The organism is Megasphaera sp. UBA4382, assembly GCF_002391155.1.
Classification (GTDB): domain Bacteria; phylum Bacillota; class Negativicutes; order Veillonellales; family Megasphaeraceae; genus Megasphaera; species Megasphaera hexanoica.
Genome location: NZ_DGRS01000041.1, coordinates 1 through 16,929, shown reverse-complemented (window position 1 = coordinate 16,929; position 16,929 = coordinate 1). Strand labels below are relative to the sequence as shown.

Sequence of the window (16,929 nt, the reverse complement as noted above, 5' to 3'; positions counted from 1 at the left end):
CGCCATGCCAAAGCCCAGGTGTACCGCACGCTGCAGCTGGGCATCGAGTACGCCGAACGCGCCGGTATACAACTGAAATATAGAAAACGTGATGGCAATGGCCGAAACAACTTTGGCCATAAATCCCTTGTAATTTATCGTATTGGATTCATTATCGTACTTTTTTAACACCTCATCGGCGAGTTGTTCCGTCGATTTTTCACTCATACTTCTCTCTCCCTTATCTGACCATATCCCGTATATACTGATATAACGGCGCTACCCTGATATCTACGGCACTGCCATCGGGCAGGTACTGATACAAAGGGCAGGCCGTATCCGCTATGGTAACGGTCAGTTGTGTGCCGACGCCTGTCCGCAGATGAAGCTGTGGGAAAGGCCGTTCCATATGGTCCATGATGAAATAATCGCCTTCATGGCGGAATGACCCATCGCTTTCCATAAACGGCAGTCCGACGCCGAAAGACTGGTATTTTGTTTTATGAAGGCAGAAGCCGTCCGCCCGGTCGTTGACGCTGAGGTATTCCCAGACGGGTGTTTTCTGCACAGAATGAATAAAACGGATGGTCACTGCCGTGCCCGCCCGTACCGGCACATCCAGCATATGGCGTCCTCCCCCATAGAGGAAGAGCCACGGCTGAAGCAGTACCGGTGACAGGACGAAGAGGAGCAGGCACAGCAGATATCCTCCCGTTAAAACACGGACGCGCATGAAGAATTATTCTTTAAAGAATTTTTCAGCGCCGGCATTCATCGGAATCGGCATGCCTTTCAGGGCGCCTTCCTTGGTGATGAGTTTGCCGACAGAATGAGCTTCTTTCAGACGGTCCAGGTTGGTAAAGAGGGCCTTGGCAATATCATAGCCCATCTGATCATCGACTTTATCCGATGCTACGAGCATAGCCATGACGGAAACGGTCGGTACGTCTTCATCAAAGCCGGCATAAGTACCAGCCGGGATGACCGTCTTGGTGTAGAACGGATACTGGGAAATGAGCTGGTCGGCTTTATCGGGATCGACAGCGAGGATGCGGATCTTATTCTGGGAAGCCAAATCCTGTACAGCCGCCGTCGGGAAACCAGCCGTCAGGAATGCTGCATCGACGTTGCCGTCTTTCAGGGCACTGGAGCTTTCACCGAAGGACAGGTACTGAACCTGGATGTCATCATAAGTCAGTCCATAAGCAGCCAGAATCTGGCGGGCATTGGCTTCTACACCGCTTCCGGCAGCACCGACGGAAACGCGTTTGCCTTTCAGGTCGGCAATGGTCTTGATACCAGACGATTCAAGGGTGACGGCCTGGCATGTTTCCGGATAGAGGGCGGCAATACCGCGGAGATTGTCAACTTTTTTATCCTTGAACATTTCCGTGCCATTAGCTGCATAGTAGGTAATATCGTTCTGGATAATGGCCAGATCGATAGATCCATCTTTCAGCATATTGATATTGGCAACGGAAGCGCCTGTGCTCTGGGCCGTGGCATTCATGCCTTCAATGTTCTTATTCAAAATTTCTGCCATAGCACCGCCAATCGGATAATACGTGCCGGCCGTGCCACCGGTACCAATATTCAGGAATTTCTTCTGGGCACCGGCTTTATTATCCCCACAACCGGCAAGCGCCCCTACGACTACGACAGCGGCCAGACCAACGGCCAATACTTTCTTGAGTGAACTGAACTTCATATGACATCCCTCCCAAAATTTGCGTTCCTGGACAAAAAAAGGCCTCCAAACCCTTCCTCGATTTGTACGGCCCCCTTGCCTCATTCTGCATTCTATTTTCCTTATACGAAAATTATAAATGTATAGTTATGTCTTGTCAATAAATTTTTTCAAAAAAATTCTTCCATTAAATTAAACGTTTAAGTAATGGTAATTCTCTACCATATGGTAAAATAAGCTTTATTGTTTTCGCATAGTAAAATTTAATCTCATGAAAAAAGGAGAAATTTGCATAAATACAAATTTCTCCCTGTTCGTAAGCACAAACTAATTTTTCTGTTTTTTGTCCATTACGCTGACGCAATTGTCCCCTGTTCAATTTCAAACAGATGAATCGTATCCGTTTCTCCTGCCAGCAGTTTCTGCACTTCTTCTGCCAGTTTCCTCGTTTCCATGGAACAGGTGAAGAGGAATATCTGTTCTTTCCTGCCCAGATCGGCCAGGAAGCGGATGGCTTCTTTCTGCCGTTGTTCATCGAAGCGGACGAGGATATCGTCGAGAATGATCGGCATCGGTTCGATCTGTTTGGAAAAGGCCATGGCCAGACTCATGCGGATGGCCAGATATACCTGGTCGCCCGTGCCGCTGCTCCATTCCTTTTCGGGAATGCGCCGGCCCGTCCCGTCGACGGCATAGAGCTGCCGCCCGTCAAAACTGGCCTGGAGCGTATACCGGCCCTGGGTCATGAGGTGGAGATAATCGCCGGCCTGGCGGATTACCAGAGGCTGGCGAACCCGTTCGTAATAATTCTGGGCTTCGCCGAGCATATACTGGGCATATAAGAAGGTCAGCCAGTCATCGGTCTTCCTGTCGAGTTCCGTTTTCCTGTTCTGCTTTTCCTGCAGCAGCCGTCCCGCTTCTTCGCTCTTTGCCATCTGGCTGAGCCGTTCGACGATGCTGCCTCTCTTTTCGGCCACTGCGGCCAGTTTCTTTTCCGTATCGGCTATCTTACGTTCATAGTATGCCTTTTCGTCTTTCCAGGTCTGGCAGTCGTGTATCTTTAATTCATGGCGGAGCTGGGCCAGGTTCTTCGGCGTCTTGGCGATGAGCTTGATGTGGGCTTCCGATTGTTCGTATACTTCTTTATACTGGTGGAACTGACGGAATTTCAAGATTTTGCTGCGGAATTCTCCTGCCGTCTGGGAGCCCGTTTCCTTCAGGATTTCTGCTTCCTGATGGCGGCGTATATCCCGTTCCTTCTGACATTTTGCCAGTTCTTTCTTCTTTTCTTCCTGCTGCCGGTCCTGTTCGCGGGCCACTTCTGCCTGGACGCGGATTTTCTGCCACATCTGATAAACCCGCTCGATGCCTTCCGGCGATACGTCTTCACTGACGCCGACTTCGCGGAAAATCTGTTCAGCACTATCCTTCAGACGGCTGATACGGGTCAGGATATCTTCTTTGCGCTTCTTCCAGTCCTTCAGGGACGTGCGGGCATGCTGGTATGCATCCCAGGCTTCTTTGGCAGCCTGGACATCGCCCGTTTCCAGTTTGGTAAATCCCGTCGTCTGCTGCCAGGTTTTCCAGGCACTGCGGCAGTTTCCCAGTTTATCTTCCCAGCCTTTTCCTTCCTGTTCCCATTTCTGGTAAATGGCGTCGTACATGACCTGCTGTTCCTTTTTCCAGGCATCCTGGGACTCTCTCGTCTTCCAGTCCATGTATTCCTTGCGAACGCCGTCGAGCATCTGATTCCAGGCCGCATTGTCTTCGTCCGTAGAAATTTCCAGGCCCGCATCATCGGCCATGGCTGAAAGGCGGGTCTGTAAGGTAGCCAGCTGACCCTCCAGTTCGCCGATGCGCCGGGGCACGCGCCGCCCGTCCGAACGCTGTTTGGCAAAAGCGGCAAGAGCCAGCAGTACACACAGGACAGCCGCGCCGCCGGCCATCATGAGATCAAAATCATACAGGACGACCGAAGCCGCAAGTCCCGCCGCAGCCAGCAGAAAGAGCAGGCCCAGCGCCAGGAATCCATGGCTCGTTTCTGCCGGGTCTTCCTTCAGCAGCCGCAGCAGTTCCTGAGTCTTTTCCCGTTCTATGAGCGTATCCTGAATGGTGACGACTGATTTTCCCAGTTCCTTCCATTCTTCCGGCGTCCGCTGCGGCCCGTCGGCATTGCCCGTATCCAGAGAGGCACTGACATCTTTAGGACGGGCTGCCTGCCACTTTTCTTCTTCCCTGGTGTACGTTTCCAGATTGCGGGCCAGAGTCAGGGCCCGGTTCCAGTCGGCCTGTTCCGGAAGTGTTCCTTCCGTCCAGCCGGCTAGAGTCTGACTGTACTTATTTTCATCGTACTGCCAGTCCATTTCCTTATCCTCATGGTCTGCCAGTTCTTCCTGCCCCTGCTGCCACTGGGGCATATTGTGATACAGCTCATCAATCTGGGAGCCGCAGATGACCCAGCGGTTCCATTCCTGCTTGAAGGCCGGTCCCTTGCGGCTGGCCGCTTCCAGTTCTTTTATTTTTTCATTGATGTCCCGGATTTTCTGTTCCAGCTCTTCCCAGCGCTGGGCACCATCGGCAGGGAACTGCGATACGTCGGCCAGTTCCTGCATGTGCTTCATGGCATCCTGCCCCCGCTTATACACGTCCCAGGCAGCCAGCGGCATAGCTACCTTTTCGATCTGCTGCTTCGTTTCTTCTATGCTCAGGCGCAGCCGTTTCTCAATTTCATGGGTCTGTTGTTCCTTTTCCTGCAAGGATGCAAATTCTTCTTCATCGTAGGACAATTCATGGATTTTACGGTCGAATTCGCGCTGTTCCTGCAACAGGTTATTGATGGGCTTCTTGCCCTGATGGGATGCGACGAGGAGTTCTCCCATCTGCCGCATAAAATCACGGCGGACCGCTCCCATGCGGACGCCGCTTTCGATGCTGAAGAAATGACTCCGTACTTCCTCGTTGGAGAGAATCTTGAATCCCTGCAGGTCCTCGAGTCCCATGGCAAAAATCTTATCATACGTACCCCGTTCCAGGCTGTGCCACCAGAGTGCGGACGGTTCTTCATGGATTACTTCGTCGCCATCGGCGATATACGATTCTTTTTCATTGCGGTAAATCCGGTATTCATGGCCGTCTTCCCGGCGGATATCCATGTGGCCGAAGTACCCTTTCCATTCTCCCCGTGGATAGCCGAAAAACATGGAGCGCACGTATTTCATCAGCGTCGTCTTGCCGCTTTCGTTCTGACCATGCATGACGATCAGGCCTTTTTCCGGCGGCACCCAGGAAACATTATGGTAAATACCGAAATCATCTAAATTCATCTGTATAATCTTCATATCTTATCCTCTTCTATCTTCCAGCAGCTTCTGCATGCCCAGCCATTTGGCTTTTTCAAACGCTTCCAGGAGCCGTTCGTCGGAAATGCTCCGGCCATACGCTCCCAGGCGTTCAAATTCCGGCCGCTGTGACAAGATATCGCGCAGGACTTTCATTTTTTCATCCTGCGGCAGTGCATCGAGCTTGTCCGATACGTTGAGGTAGTCCCCTACCGTATCGGGCAGTTTGCTCCGTTCGCCGGCATTGATTTTGGGACGGGCCATGTTGCGCAGGCGCTGTACCATGACGAAGGCGTATTTGCCGGCTTCTTCTTCCCGCCAGGCATCGATCCAGTACTGTGTCGCTTCCGGGTTATTGATGACCTGGTACATACTGCCCGACCCGGTAAAATTTATCGTCAGGAAAGTGGGCTTGCCACATTCCCGGCGCACTTTTTCTTTGGTAAAGCGCACGGCATCGCGCAGCTCCGAAACCGACTCGGCGTTATCGATGGGCACGTCGGCCGTTTCCCAGCGGACGATGCTCGTATCGATGAATTCCATATGTACCGTCCCGTACGGGCCTACTTCCACGTAATAACAGCCCCGCGGCCCCGTTTCTGTACAATCGAGTCCCTGGGGATTGCCGGCATATACGACATAAGGCTTCTCTGACAGGACCTGGTGCTTGTGCACGTGGCCCAGAGCCCAGTAATCCATGCCGCTTTCCTGCAGGTCCGTCATGCTGCACGGGGCATACGGCGACTGGGCACTGCCGACCTGGGTGTGCAGCAGGCCGATGGCATAACGGTCAGCCGCAGTCCGGCGGAAATTCCAGGCCAGATTGTCCCGCTGCTCGCTCTTGGCGTAGCTCTGCCCGTAGACAGCGGCTATTTCTTCCCCGTCTACGATGAGGGGGATCCGTTCGACCTTTTCCGTGCCAAAAACATGTACGTTGGGCGGAAAGGGAATCCGTGCCTTCCAGGCATCCAGCGGGTCGTGATTGCCCAGTACGGCAAAGACCTGTATATGGTGCTGGGCCAGCTTGTGCAGGAGGCGTACATAATCGAGCTGCGCCGTCAGGTTGTGGCTGCTGCTGGTATAAACGTCGCCGGCAATAAGGACGGCATCGACTTCTTTATCAATCGCCGTCTGGACGATTTTCTGAAACGCCCGGACCGGTGCCTTGCCGACGATACGCTGCCAGCGTTCATCGACCATGGCGATATCATGAAAGGGACTGCCCAGATGCAGGTCCCCGCAATGTATAAAACGTAAACTTTTGGCCATTAGTCTCCCTCTTTCTCTGACCAGGCTGTTTTTAATGCCTCCACAGCGTCTTTCAGCTGACAGCCGGGAATTTTGGAAAAGCTCAGAAGAAATTCTTTTTCCGTCTCCAGATTCCGGTTTTCATAAAAGGATTGCACCGATAAGACGCGGCAGCCTTTTTTCGCTGCCTTTTTCAATAATATGTCTTCCGTATCGGGGCTTTTCAGGGTAATGTGACAATAGACGCCCGATACGATACGGCTGACGCGGATGCGGTCCCCAAAGGCTTTCACGAGGAAACGCTCCATGATCTCCCCTTTTTCCTGATAGTCTTTGCGCAGGCGCCGCACCTGCCGGGCCAGTTCTCCGCTGCGGATATATTCGGCAAGGACACACTGTTCCAGCACAGAAGCGCCCTGGCGGAACAGGGCGCGGCTCTGCCGATACCTGCCAAGAAGCGGTGGCGGAAGGACCATGTAACTGAGGCGCACAAATGGCGGCAGCACTTTGGACAGTGCCCCCATGTAGATGACGCGGCCGGCCTTGTCCATTCCCTGCAAGGCAGGCACGGGACGGCCGTAATAGCGCAGTTCACTGTCATAATCATCTTCGACGATCATGCCATCGTGGTCGCCTGCCCAGTGAAGCAGGTCGTAGCGCATACCGGCCGGCATGACCGTTCCCGTAGGGAACTGATGGGACGGACTGACATATACCAGACGCGCCCCGCTCCGTTCCAATGTATCCATAGACAACAGCCCGTCCCGCACCGGCACGGGCTGCAGCGAAAATCCGCGGCTGCGGAATAGTTCCCTTCCCAGGCGGAATCCCGGCTCTTCCACGGCGATACACCCATAATCGGGCCGGAGCAGACTGGCAAGGACGGCCAGAAGCGGAATGGTTCCCGAACCGATCAGTATCGCCTCCGGATCGGCATGGACGCCGCGGCTCTGGTAGACATATTCACTCAGCGCCTGCCGCAGGACAGGTGCTCCCTGTTCATCCTGATTGGCCAGAAGATATGCCGGCTCACTCAGGACGCGGTTCATCAGCTTGCGCCAGACCATCATAGGGAAGCGTTCCATATCCATGTCCCCGCTGCCAAAATCATAGACGACCGGCGGCTGTATTTCCTGCTTTTCCGGCTGACGGTACACGGGCCGTTCTTTTTTCTGCGGAAAGGCAATGTCGGCTACTTCATACCGCGCCTTGGTCCGGCGGATGATGTATCCTTCACTGGCAAGCTGGTAATAGGCCTTTTCGACGGTCATCTTGCTGACGCCGGCCCGCTGGGATAGTTCGCGCACTGAAGCCATCTTCATCCCTGCCGGCATCCGGCGGGCCGTAATTTCATCGCGGTAATAGGCATATATTTGTACATAGTACGGTATTTTGCTAAGAGTGTCGATTTGCAGCATAGGTCCCCCGGTAATAATCAAGGCAAATTTACGATAAGCCTACCCTTTATTGTATCGAAAAACAGTTCTGGTGAAAAGAGCTGACAGGCACATTTATAGGAGAAATGCCAACAAACCGGACCGTATGGCATCAGCTGTCAGCTACGGCCGCTGCAATGGCTGCCCCGACCGACGGGCCATCATAGACCAGTGCCGCTTCCACGGGAATCCCCTGCTGCCGGGAATGACCCCGCCGGGCCGCACAGCCATACAGGGCATCGTCAAACATGAGGAGCCCTCCGCGGATATGACTCAGGAGCCCCCCTTCAATGGCAATGGACTGGCGGGAAATATGGCCTTTAGGATACAGATGCTGCAGGATTCCATAGCAGGCAGCGCCGGAAAGCTGTGCCGTCCGCACGAGAATCGTCCCGGCCAGATTGCGCAGCGGCTCTACATCAGCGGGAGCGACGATGCGGTTCAGCAGGCGGCTCAGGCGCAGGCGGGCATCATCGGGATTGCCAGCCGTTACAATGCGGTTCATTTCCGGTGTCGTGCACGGCGGGATATCGTCCGTATCAAAATACGTCTTCAATGTCTCTCTATAGATAGAACCGAGATAGGCGCCACTGACCATTTTTTCCAGCATATGGCGGCCGGGAAAGCGCGTCGCTTCGTCTACCCGTTCATCCCATTGATTTCGCGGCATCCCATCGAAATCACCCGCTTCCAGGTTGATGACCATGGACTTCTCTGGTTCGAAATAACAAATATTAAACCCCGTCCCGCAAATGACGCCAATATGGGTATGGCGGTATTGATAAGCTGCAGCCATGAGCACGGCTGTCGTATCATTAATCAGCGCTGCCGGACGGATCCGGTCGAGACCGCGGCGCCGGAGCGCCTCTTTCAGCAATTGGTTGATCCAATTTCCTTCCACGCCGGCAACGGCCATTTCCTTAGACCACTGTACCAGGCGCGCGTCGTGACAGTCGGACTGGCTGACTTCATAGGAAAAGGTATGTCCCAGGGCACAGTCCACATTGCCTCCGGCCGCTTCCTCTACAGTAGCCGCGATAAAATCAAAAAGCTCCTCTGCCCGCGTCTCCTTCGTCGTATAATCGTATTCTCCTTCTTTCCGCAAAGGATGAGAGACAATTTTATCAATAATAAAGCAGTGCCCGCCCAAAAGACGGATACGGGAAGCGCGCACATTGGTCCCGCCGAAATCCAGGGCCAGATACGTACCCTTCTCGCTGCCATCTGGCAGATCCATATAGGACGGCAACGCTGAAAGAGACGATGGATCACCTGCTTCTGCCGCTTCCAGCTGCTGCCGGAAGGACGCTGCAAAATACTGCAGCTGTTCATCACTCCAATAAAAATGCTGCGCAATATTCATCCAGTTGCCACTTGCTTTCCGGCCCATGTACAGTCCCCCTGTCTGTTTCGCTATCGTTATAAATATTATACTACAACAGGAGATGACGATAAAATTTTTACGTAAAATTTTTGTAACAGCTGTTATATGTGACAAATTACACATTGACATTTTTTCATATTTCACTATAATGGGACGTAGAGTGAGACCGGAAGAGGCCGCACGAAGGGGTACACCACCTTGGGTGTAATTCTTCGTGCGGTCTCTTTATTTTTCTATTCCCCACGCGGAAAGGAGACTCAGCATGGTCAGGATAAACGGCAATGATGTGGCCGCGGCCGGGCAGAATTTGCAGGCCTTCCTCGAACAGGAAGGTTATCGCTGCGACCGCATCGCCATTGAACTAAACGGTGCTATCGTACCGCGCAAGACGTATGCCGCCGTAACCCTCCACGATGGCGATTCTATGGAAATCGTCCATTTCGTAGGAGGCGGCTGATACAGACAGCATACGGCGTTCTTATCTTATATTATGAATCAAGGAGTGATTCCCATGGAAAATGATGACAAACTCGTACTTGGCGGTCATGAATTCACATCCCGCTTTATCTTAGGTTCCGGTAAATTTTCAGTCGATCTGATCAAAGCCGCCGTCGATCAGGCAGACGCCCAAATCGTCACCATGGCCCTGCGCCGTGTAGAAGCCGGACAGAAAGACAATATCCTCGATTTTATTCCCAAAGGCGTAACCCTCCTGCCGAATACGTCGAGCGCCCGCACGGCCGAAGAAGCCGTCCGCATCGCCCGCCTTTCCCGTGAAATCGGCTGCGGTGATTTCATTAAAATCGAAGTCATGCGCGATTCCAAATACCTGCTTCCTGATAATGCCGAAACGATTAAAGCGACGGAAATACTCGCCAAAGAAGGGTTTATCGTCCTGCCCTATATGTATCCCGACCTGTACGCCGCCCGGGCGCTCGTCGATGCCGGCGCCGCTGCCATTATGCCCCTGGCCTCTCCTATCGGTACCAACAAAGGCCTGAGCACCCGCGATTTCATCCAGATACTCATCGATGAAATCGACCTGCCCATCATCGTCGATGCCGGTATCGGCCGTCCGTCCCAGGCCTGCGAAGCCATGGAAATGGGCGCTGCCGCCATCATGGCCAATACGGCTATCGCCACAGCCGGCAACCTGCCGCTCATGGCCCAGGCATTCCGCAAAGCCATCGAAGCCGGTCGTGCCGCTTATCTGGCTGGTATGGGCCGTGTACGGGAAACAGCTTCGGCTTCTGATCCGCTCACAGGATTTTTAGGCGACTAAGGGGGCTTTTTCATGGAACAGAAACGTATTGATCATATGAAATATCTGCCCGGCATGGAAGTGCTCGATTCGGACATGCTCAGCCAGGTCTTAAAATACCACGATGCCTTCCGCAATGAAGATTTTACCGGCAAAGACGTCGAACTGGCCCTCAGCAAGATGCGCCTCGATCCGCATGATTTCATGGCACTTCTCTCTACGGCCGCTGCTCCCTACCTGGAAGAAATGGCCCAGAAAGCCCATATCGTCACGCGCCGCCATTTTGGCAATAACATTTCTGTCATCACGCCGATTTATTTTGCCAACTACTGCGACAACTACTGTATCTACTGCGGCTTCAATTCCCATAACAAAATCAAGCGGGCCCGCCTGTCTGACGAAGAACTGCACCGGGAATGCAAAAACATCGCCGATGCCGGCATTGAAGAAGTCATCATGCTCACTGGAGAAAGCCCCAAGATGAGCGACATCAAATACATCGGCAATGCCGTGAAAATCGCCCGTCAGTATTTCCGTGCCATCAACATGGAAATCTACCCGGTCAATTCCGATGATTACAAATACCTCCACGAATGCGGCGCCGATTACGTCACGGTCTTCCAGGAAACGTACAATTCCGATAAGTACGAAACACTGCACCTGGCAGGCAACAAGCGTATTTTCCCATACCGTTTCTATTCCCAGGAACGGGCTATCCTCGGCGGCATGCGCGGCGTCGGCTTCGCCGCTCTCTTAGGTCTCGATGACTACCAGAAAGACGCTGTGGCAACGGGCATGCACGCCTATCTGATGCAACGGAAATATCCCCATGCGGAAATTTCCCTTTCCTGCCCGCGCCTGTGCCCGATTATCAACAACGATAAAATCAACCCGAAGGACGTAGACGAACGGAAACTGACCCAGATTATCTGTGCCTACCGCCTGTTTCTGCCTTACGCTTCCATCGTCGTTTCCAGCCGGGAAAGCGCCAAATACCGCAACGCCATCATGAAAATCGCTGCTACCAAAGTATCGGCCAGCGTCTGTGTCGGCATTGGCGGCCATCTGGAAGATGACGGCAGTGAAAAAGGCGATGAACAGTTTGAAATCACGGATAACCGTCCCTTCGATGAAATGTACGCCGCCATTAAAGGCATGGGGCTCCAGCCGATTACGAGCGAATACATTTACTTATAACACCGTTTGCAGACGCCGGAATATCCGGCCGGCGTTTTGCCATATACTAAACATATCCAATGGCCCTGCCAGCCCTATCCACCTGGCAGGACAGCAAAAAAGGATTGTCACACATCATGGTGCGGCAATCCTTTTTTGCATGTTTTCCTATGCTTCTCTCAGTAAATATCCGTTGGCTTTATATATTTTAAGAATAAATTAAATAAAGGTAATAGAAAATATACTAAAGAGGCTGCAACAGCATGAACCGGATAAGTCCTGTTGTTGCAGCCTCATGTACGCCTGGATAAAATAATGTAATCCCGCCGATATCCGTCCCGGTCAGACCACAGCCAGGGCCTGGTCCAGATCGGCGATGATGTCTTCCGGGTCTTCCAGACCGACTGACATGCGTATCATGCCGTCCGTAATGCCGGCCGCTTCCCGTACTTCTCTGGGAATCATGGTATGGGTCATGGCTGCAGCCTGTTCTACCAGTGTTTCCGTATCCCCCAGGCTGACGGCCAGCGTACACAATTTAAGATGGTTGATGAACGTCTTGCCCGCTTCCAGTCCGCCTTTGACATCAAAGCTCAGCATGCCTCCACCACCGCGCATCTGCCGTTTCGCCAGTTCATACTGCGGATTAGATGGCAGGAAGGGATAGCGGACGATGTCAATTTTCGGGTGCTGTTCCAGATACTGTGCAATCTGAAGTGCATTGGTATTATATTGTTTCATACGCACGGCCAGCGTCTTGAGTCCCCGCGTGGCCAGAAAGGCGATTTGCGGTGCCATGACGGCACCAAAGTGCATGAGCGTACCGAGGCGGCAGTCGCGCAGGAATCCTTCATCATTGGAGATGACGGCTCCTCCCAGAAGATCGCCGTGCCCGCCGATGTACTTGGTCACGCTCTGTACGACCCAGTCGGCGCCCAGGTCGAGAGGATTCGTGTTGTACGGCGTGGCAAAGGTGTTATCAACACCGACTTTGATGCCGTGTTCATGAGCGATGGCCGAAATAGCCGCAATGTCAGCCATGACCATGGTCGGGTTTGCCGGCGATTCGACGTAAATGAGTTTCGTATTGTCTTTGATGCCATCCTTCAGCGTTTCCAGATTCTGCGGATCAAAGTCCCCCACTTCGACGCCGAACCGGGGCAGGAAATCACGGGTAATATCTTCTGTACCGGAATACTTGGCCTTGCAGAACAGCGCATGGTCACCGGCGCGTACACTCATGAAGATGGCCCCTGCCACGGCACCCATCCCCGATGCATATGACACGGCACCGAGTCCATGTTCGGCAGCGGCTATCTTTTTTTCAAAATAATCGTTGCTGGGATTGGTAATACGGCTGTAGGCAAAACTTTCGGCATAATCGTCACAGGCTTTGACCGCATCATCTGTCGAGTCGAAATAAAAGGTCGAAGTCTGATAAATCGGTGGCACTAAGGCACCGTAGGCATCCCGCGGTTCACCAGCATGAATGTTGACCGTAGACGGTCCGTATTTTGTCCTGTCAAAATCAGGATGGCGCAATACACTTAAACTCATGTTCATATCCCCCTCTTCATATTACTTATTCTCCCACTGTCCTTACAGCGGCTTTACCATGTCCCGTCGCTTTATAAATCAAAGATCCTGCGACAAAGCCGATGATAAACGGCGTAATCCAACCGAAGCCAAAGGTCGAAAGCGGCGTTGCTGCCACGATAGCTTTAGCAAAGCCAAGACCGGACAGGCCCGGCAGTGATTCTATCAGCGCATAAATAGTAACCAGATATACCGATCCCTTGTAGGCCCCGTCATTCGGCACGACTTTGACCAATACGCCCAGGACAAGCAGTGCCAGGCACGGCGGATAGCATACGCCGAAAATCCAGCCGACGTAGGTGACGATGCCATCGACGCCAAGGAGAGCCGTAAGAGCCGAAAGGATGCTGCATACGATAGCAACTTTCTTATAACTGACTTTGCCGGTCATGGTGCTGGTAAATTCCGCAACCGCCGCTACCTGGCCGATTGCCGTAGTCAGACAGGCCAGTACGACAGCGATGCCCATGGGTACCATGACCCACGTGCCAACGCGCTGGATGATGGCGACGAGCAGTTCCGCCCGGCCGATAGACTGCGGGTAGTCACCACTGACACAGGCGCCCATATACAACAGCGACCCGTAAATGATGAGAAGCAGGACGAAGGCGACGATGCCACAATAGATGAGGACTTTATTGCGCTGGGCAATGGTCGTGTAGCCTTTGCCCTTGATAGAGCTGATGAATACGGCTGCCATGATAAAGCTGACCAGGACATCGCCTGTATTATATCCGCCCAGGAAGGCATTGACGAACGGTTTGGCTACCTGTGGTTCAATCGGCGTTCCCAGAGGATGGACGATACCCATGATGGAAACGACGACCAGGATGAGTGCCAGAAGCGGCGTCAGATACCGGCCCATGCGGTCCATGACGTTATTCTTATCTTTGACAAAGAAGAAGCATATAATGAAATATATGATGACCAGTGGAATGAATGGCGCCCCCGGCACATTGCCCTGTACGCCGAGCTGGATAGCCGTAGCACAGGTCCGGGGAATGGAAACGAAGGTGCACACAAACATCAGCGCCGCCAGCAGGACATTGTACGTATACTTGCCGACGTGATCGGTGATAGCATGGACATCGCCGTTCAGACCAATGACAACCAACGTAAAAATAGGAAGAAAAATACCGGAAAGCGTCAGGCCCGACAGGCCGGCAAATACGGCAGACCCGCTATTGAGGCCCAGCTGGGGCGGGAAAATCAGGTTGCCTGCCCCAAAGTAGGTAGCGAAGAAAGCAAAACCGAGGATAAAAATATCGAGAATCTTGATACTGCCATTACCGGGAGAAGAATTGCCACTCATCATACATACCTCCTTATAAGCCGCACCCGGCCCTTCAGTCCCGCAGCCCGTCCGGGCCGGATGCCGTACCACAAAACAGAACTTATAATTTTTCCAGAGCCTGATCGAAATCGTTCAGCAAATCGTTTGTGTCTTCCAGTCCGGAAGACAGGCGGATCTGGCCGTACGTGATGCCAATTGCCGCCAGTTCATCGGCCGAAAGGTCACGGTGGGATGCTTTCGGCGGATAGGTCAGAGTCGTGCACGTACCGGCCAGAGTCGGTACGAAATGGACCAGTTTCAGATTGGCAATGAGTTTGTCGATCAGTTCCATTCCGCCTTTGAAATTGACGCTGAGCATGCCGCCGTATCCATTGCCTTCAAACTGCTTGTCTGCCAAAGCCTTGCTGGGAGACGAATCCAGGCCCGGATAATAGACTTTTTCTACTTTCGGATGGTGTTCAAAGAACTTTGCCAGAGCCAGGCCGTTCTGGCTCATCTTCTGGACGCGCAGCGGCAGTGTCCGCAGACTGCGTGCCAGGAGCCACGATTCCGTCGCACCCAGATTGCCGCCGTACAGGCCGAGATAGAAGCGGATCGTATCGATCAGTTTTTTCGATCCCAGCGCCGCGCCGCCTACGATATCGTCATGGCCGCCCAGGTATTTCGTCGCGCTGTACAAAACGAGGTCGGCGCCGAATTTTGCCGGCTTGGCCACGATGGACGTAGCAAAAGTGTTGTCGATAAAGAGCAAGGCGCCGTTGTCATGGGCCACGTCTGCCAGATGCCCCAGATCCGGGACGGACATGAGCGGATTGGCAATGGTTTCCCCGTAAATAACTTTCGTATTGGGCTTGATGTAGTCTTCCGGTTTCTGTGTATCGAAATCGATGAACGTCGTTTCGACGCCCCACTTGGAAAGTTCATGTTTTAAGAAATAGAACGTTTCCCCGTACAGCACAGGAGAAGCCAGTACATGGTCTCCCGGTCTGAGCACGGCCAGAAGCGATGTGGTGATAGCCGCCATGCCGGAAGAAAAGACCAGGCCCGTTTCCGTTCCATCGCCCGCTGCCAGAATACGCGATGCCGCATCAGAATTAGGGTTTCCCAGACGGAAATAGGCGTAGCCCGGTGCCCCTTCATCACAGATTTTATCCATCGGTTCAATAGAATCAAATATATAGGCCGATGACAAATAAATAGGAAAAGTTTCCGGTACGGTCAGTGCCTTGTTCATTTCATAGCACATTTCTCCTGTCCCCGTATGCATATACGTCGTAGCCGTTCCTCTTGACATGATATAATCTCCTTCCCTAAGTACAGAAATCAACTGGCTGTATGACTTTTCCGGAATTGTCAATTGTCTTTTTGTTATCTTAATTATATCGGTAAAAGGCAAAAAAATATATGCATCACGCGGCGTATTTATAGTAGTATTTTAGGAGTACATCGGATAAAACATACTCCTTTTATACTCCTTTTATACTCCACGCACACCCTCTCCGCATCGTTTTCCTGCCACTTTCGTCTTCCCCGGGCTGCACGCTGTATCTCAAAGTTGTCTGTATTTGATACAATCGAACGATAGCAGGGATTTTGAACACCCCTGTGCGCATAGGCAGGTTCACTCTTTTCCCTACAAATCTGCGCCATCATGGTATACTGGAACAAAAGATATCGTCTTTGCTGTACACCGTGATGAAGTCCACCAGGCTGCCCCACAGCCGGGCATCGAACTCCTTGATGAGTTCCTGCTCCCGAATCTCCTGGATGAAGCTGTCCATCTGACGGCTCCGGGCTTTGCGATACTGGATGGCTTCACAGGTCTTGTCGTACTTCGTCTTCACCGCTTCATACCGGCTGACCAGTTCGTTGTAGTTTCGGTCATAATCATCCTGGTTCTGCGCGACCCTGGCGTTCTCGGCTATGAGCTGCTGTATCTTGTCGGCCAGCAGGTTCAAATCTGTGCTGAGCCTGTCCCGCTCCTCTTCCAGGGCTTCTGTGTCAGTGAGCCGTTCCTTCAGCAGGGTGATGCTGTCAAGTACGTCCGCTTTGTTTTCGATGAGCCGGTTGGAGGCCCGGACGAAGGCTTCCTTGATATCATCCTCTGTCAGATGTGGTGTCTTGCAATGGCTCTTGAACTTATCGTTACATCGGTAGATCCTTGCCGTCAGCGAACCGCTTCCGATGGCCCCAGGTCACGTTTTCCGAAATGCTCCGGCTTTCTTCCTGTGCCAGGCTGCTCATGATAGTGATGAGGAGTTCCCCTTTACCAATCAAAGTGATACAAAATAACGATGAACCCCCTTGCACCCCCCTGCCTATCGTTAAGAAAGTATTCCTCGGAAGCCGCACGGGACAAGGCTTTGAGGAAAAGAGAAGAGGGTGCATTTGCACCCCCTCGGTGGGGATTTTGCACCCCCTAAATTGGACACGTTCTGTCACTTTTCCATTTGTTCCATTAGCCAGTACGGATTCTTCAAAATCTCTCTGCCAACCCCAATCAAATCCGCAGCATTATTTTTTAGGAGAG

The 16,929-nt window shown here is 52.6% G+C and carries 14 protein-coding genes and 1 pseudogene; 3 read left to right on the top strand and 12 right to left on the bottom strand.

What is annotated here, in order from left to right; translation table 11 throughout:
• The 7 genes and pseudogenes from B4H10_RS04655 to B4H10_RS04625 form a co-directional block, all read right to left on the bottom strand.
• Positions 1-207, bottom strand: a pseudogene (locus B4H10_RS04655) (TRAP transporter permease); the annotation flags it as partial.
• Between the two features lie 13 nt (positions 208-220).
• Entirely contained in the window at positions 221-712 is a 492-nt protein-coding gene (locus B4H10_RS04650) for a DUF1850 domain-containing protein (protein WP_059076529.1), read from the bottom strand.
• A 6-nt stretch (positions 713-718) separates the two neighbouring features.
• On the bottom strand, positions 719-1,687 hold the full coding sequence (locus B4H10_RS04645; RefSeq protein ID WP_059076528.1) for a TAXI family TRAP transporter solute-binding subunit: 969 nt from the start codon (positions 1,685-1,687) through the stop codon (positions 719-721).
• A 329-nt stretch (positions 1,688-2,016) separates the two neighbouring features.
• Positions 2,017-5,004, bottom strand: a complete 2,988-nt coding sequence (locus B4H10_RS04640; protein ID WP_150824727.1) for an AAA family ATPase — start codon at positions 5,002-5,004, stop codon at positions 2,017-2,019.
• Between the two features lie 3 nt (positions 5,005-5,007).
• Positions 5,008-6,273 carry a metallophosphoesterase family protein gene (locus B4H10_RS04635; protein WP_075581613.1) on the bottom strand — a complete coding sequence of 422 codons (1,266 nt, stop codon included), beginning with the start codon at positions 6,271-6,273 and terminating at the stop codon, positions 5,008-5,010.
• A complete protein-coding gene (locus B4H10_RS04630; protein ID WP_292018287.1) occupies positions 6,273-7,670 on the bottom strand; it encodes a PLP-dependent aminotransferase family protein in 1,398 nt (465 codons plus the stop codon). The genes B4H10_RS04635 and B4H10_RS04630 overlap by 1 nt, the downstream gene beginning before the upstream one ends.
• A 130-nt stretch (positions 7,671-7,800) precedes the next feature.
• A complete protein-coding gene (locus B4H10_RS04625) occupies positions 7,801-9,078 on the bottom strand; it encodes a hexokinase (protein WP_292018286.1) in 1,278 nt (425 codons plus the stop codon).
• A 256-nt stretch (positions 9,079-9,334) separates the two neighbouring features.
• Here B4H10_RS04625 and thiS point away from each other — a divergent pair, with 256 nt between their 5' ends.
• The 3 genes from thiS to thiH are packed head-to-tail and all read left to right on the top strand — an operon-like array spanning position 9,335 to position 11,530.
• Positions 9,335-9,529 (top strand): sulfur carrier protein ThiS, encoded by a 195-nt coding sequence (thiS, locus tag B4H10_RS04620; RefSeq protein WP_059076523.1) that lies wholly within the window; start codon positions 9,335-9,337, stop codon positions 9,527-9,529.
• Between the two features lie 54 nt (positions 9,530-9,583).
• Positions 9,584-10,354, top strand: coding sequence for a thiazole synthase (locus tag B4H10_RS04615; RefSeq protein ID WP_292018285.1), 771 nt, complete (start codon positions 9,584-9,586; stop codon positions 10,352-10,354).
• A gap of 12 nt (positions 10,355-10,366) precedes the next feature.
• Entirely contained in the window at positions 10,367-11,530 is a 1,164-nt protein-coding gene (thiH, locus tag B4H10_RS04610) for a 2-iminoacetate synthase ThiH (protein ID WP_059076521.1), read from the top strand.
• Between the two features lie 321 nt (positions 11,531-11,851).
• On the opposite strand, the gene B4H10_RS04605 is transcribed toward thiH, so the two are convergent.
• The 5 genes from B4H10_RS04605 to B4H10_RS04585 all read right to left on the bottom strand — a co-directional run bounded on the left by B4H10_RS04605 (position 11,852) and on the right by B4H10_RS04585 (position 16,709).
• Positions 11,852-13,066, bottom strand: a complete 1,215-nt coding sequence (locus tag B4H10_RS04605; protein WP_292017504.1) for a trans-sulfuration enzyme family protein — start codon at positions 13,064-13,066, stop codon at positions 11,852-11,854.
• A gap of 25 nt (positions 13,067-13,091) precedes the next feature.
• Positions 13,092-14,420, bottom strand: coding sequence for a branched-chain amino acid transport system II carrier protein (locus B4H10_RS04600; RefSeq protein WP_292017505.1), 1,329 nt, complete (start codon positions 14,418-14,420; stop codon positions 13,092-13,094).
• A gap of 79 nt (positions 14,421-14,499) precedes the next feature.
• Positions 14,500-15,693, bottom strand: coding sequence for a trans-sulfuration enzyme family protein (locus B4H10_RS04595; protein WP_292017506.1), 1,194 nt, complete (start codon positions 15,691-15,693; stop codon positions 14,500-14,502).
• 355 nt (positions 15,694-16,048) lie between these two features.
• On the bottom strand, positions 16,049-16,357 hold the full coding sequence (locus B4H10_RS04590; RefSeq protein ID WP_292018284.1) for a hypothetical protein: 309 nt from the start codon (positions 16,355-16,357) through the stop codon (positions 16,049-16,051).
• A gap of 187 nt (positions 16,358-16,544) precedes the next feature.
• Positions 16,545-16,709, bottom strand: coding sequence for a hypothetical protein (locus tag B4H10_RS04585; protein WP_292018283.1), 165 nt, complete (start codon positions 16,707-16,709; stop codon positions 16,545-16,547).
• Between the last annotated feature and the right edge of the window lie 220 nt (positions 16,710-16,929).

What these genes read in the sequence shown, in the direction of transcription:
- thiS (WP_059076523.1), top strand. Translation starts at nt 9,335, where the DNA reads ATGGTCAGGATAAACGGCAATGATGTGGCCGCGGCCGGGCAGAATTTG.
- B4H10_RS04650 (WP_059076529.1), bottom strand. Translation starts at nt 712, where the DNA reads ATGCGCGTCCGTGTTTTAACGGGAGGATATCTGCTGTGCCTGCTCCTC.
- B4H10_RS04600 (WP_292017505.1), bottom strand. Translation starts at nt 14,420, where the DNA reads ATGATGAGTGGCAATTCTTCTCCCGGTAATGGCAGTATCAAGATTCTC.
- B4H10_RS04595 (WP_292017506.1), bottom strand. Translation starts at nt 15,693, where the DNA reads ATGTCAAGAGGAACGGCTACGACGTATATGCATACGGGGACAGGAGAA.
- B4H10_RS04625 (WP_292018286.1), bottom strand. Translation starts at nt 9,078, where the DNA reads ATGGGCCGGAAAGCAAGTGGCAACTGGATGAATATTGCGCAGCATTTT.
- B4H10_RS04605 (WP_292017504.1), bottom strand. Translation starts at nt 13,066, where the DNA reads ATGAGTTTAAGTGTATTGCGCCATCCTGATTTTGACAGGACAAAATAC.
- B4H10_RS04640 (WP_150824727.1), bottom strand. Translation starts at nt 5,004, where the DNA reads ATGAAGATTATACAGATGAATTTAGATGATTTCGGTATTTACCATAAT.
- B4H10_RS04630 (WP_292018287.1), bottom strand. Translation starts at nt 7,670, where the DNA reads ATGCTGCAAATCGACACTCTTAGCAAAATACCGTACTATGTACAAATA.
- B4H10_RS04635 (WP_075581613.1), bottom strand. Translation starts at nt 6,273, where the DNA reads ATGGCCAAAAGTTTACGTTTTATACATTGCGGGGACCTGCATCTGGGC.
- B4H10_RS04615 (WP_292018285.1), top strand. Translation starts at nt 9,584, where the DNA reads ATGGAAAATGATGACAAACTCGTACTTGGCGGTCATGAATTCACATCC.
- thiH (WP_059076521.1), top strand. Translation starts at nt 10,367, where the DNA reads ATGGAACAGAAACGTATTGATCATATGAAATATCTGCCCGGCATGGAA.
- B4H10_RS04645 (WP_059076528.1), bottom strand. Translation starts at nt 1,687, where the DNA reads ATGAAGTTCAGTTCACTCAAGAAAGTATTGGCCGTTGGTCTGGCCGCT.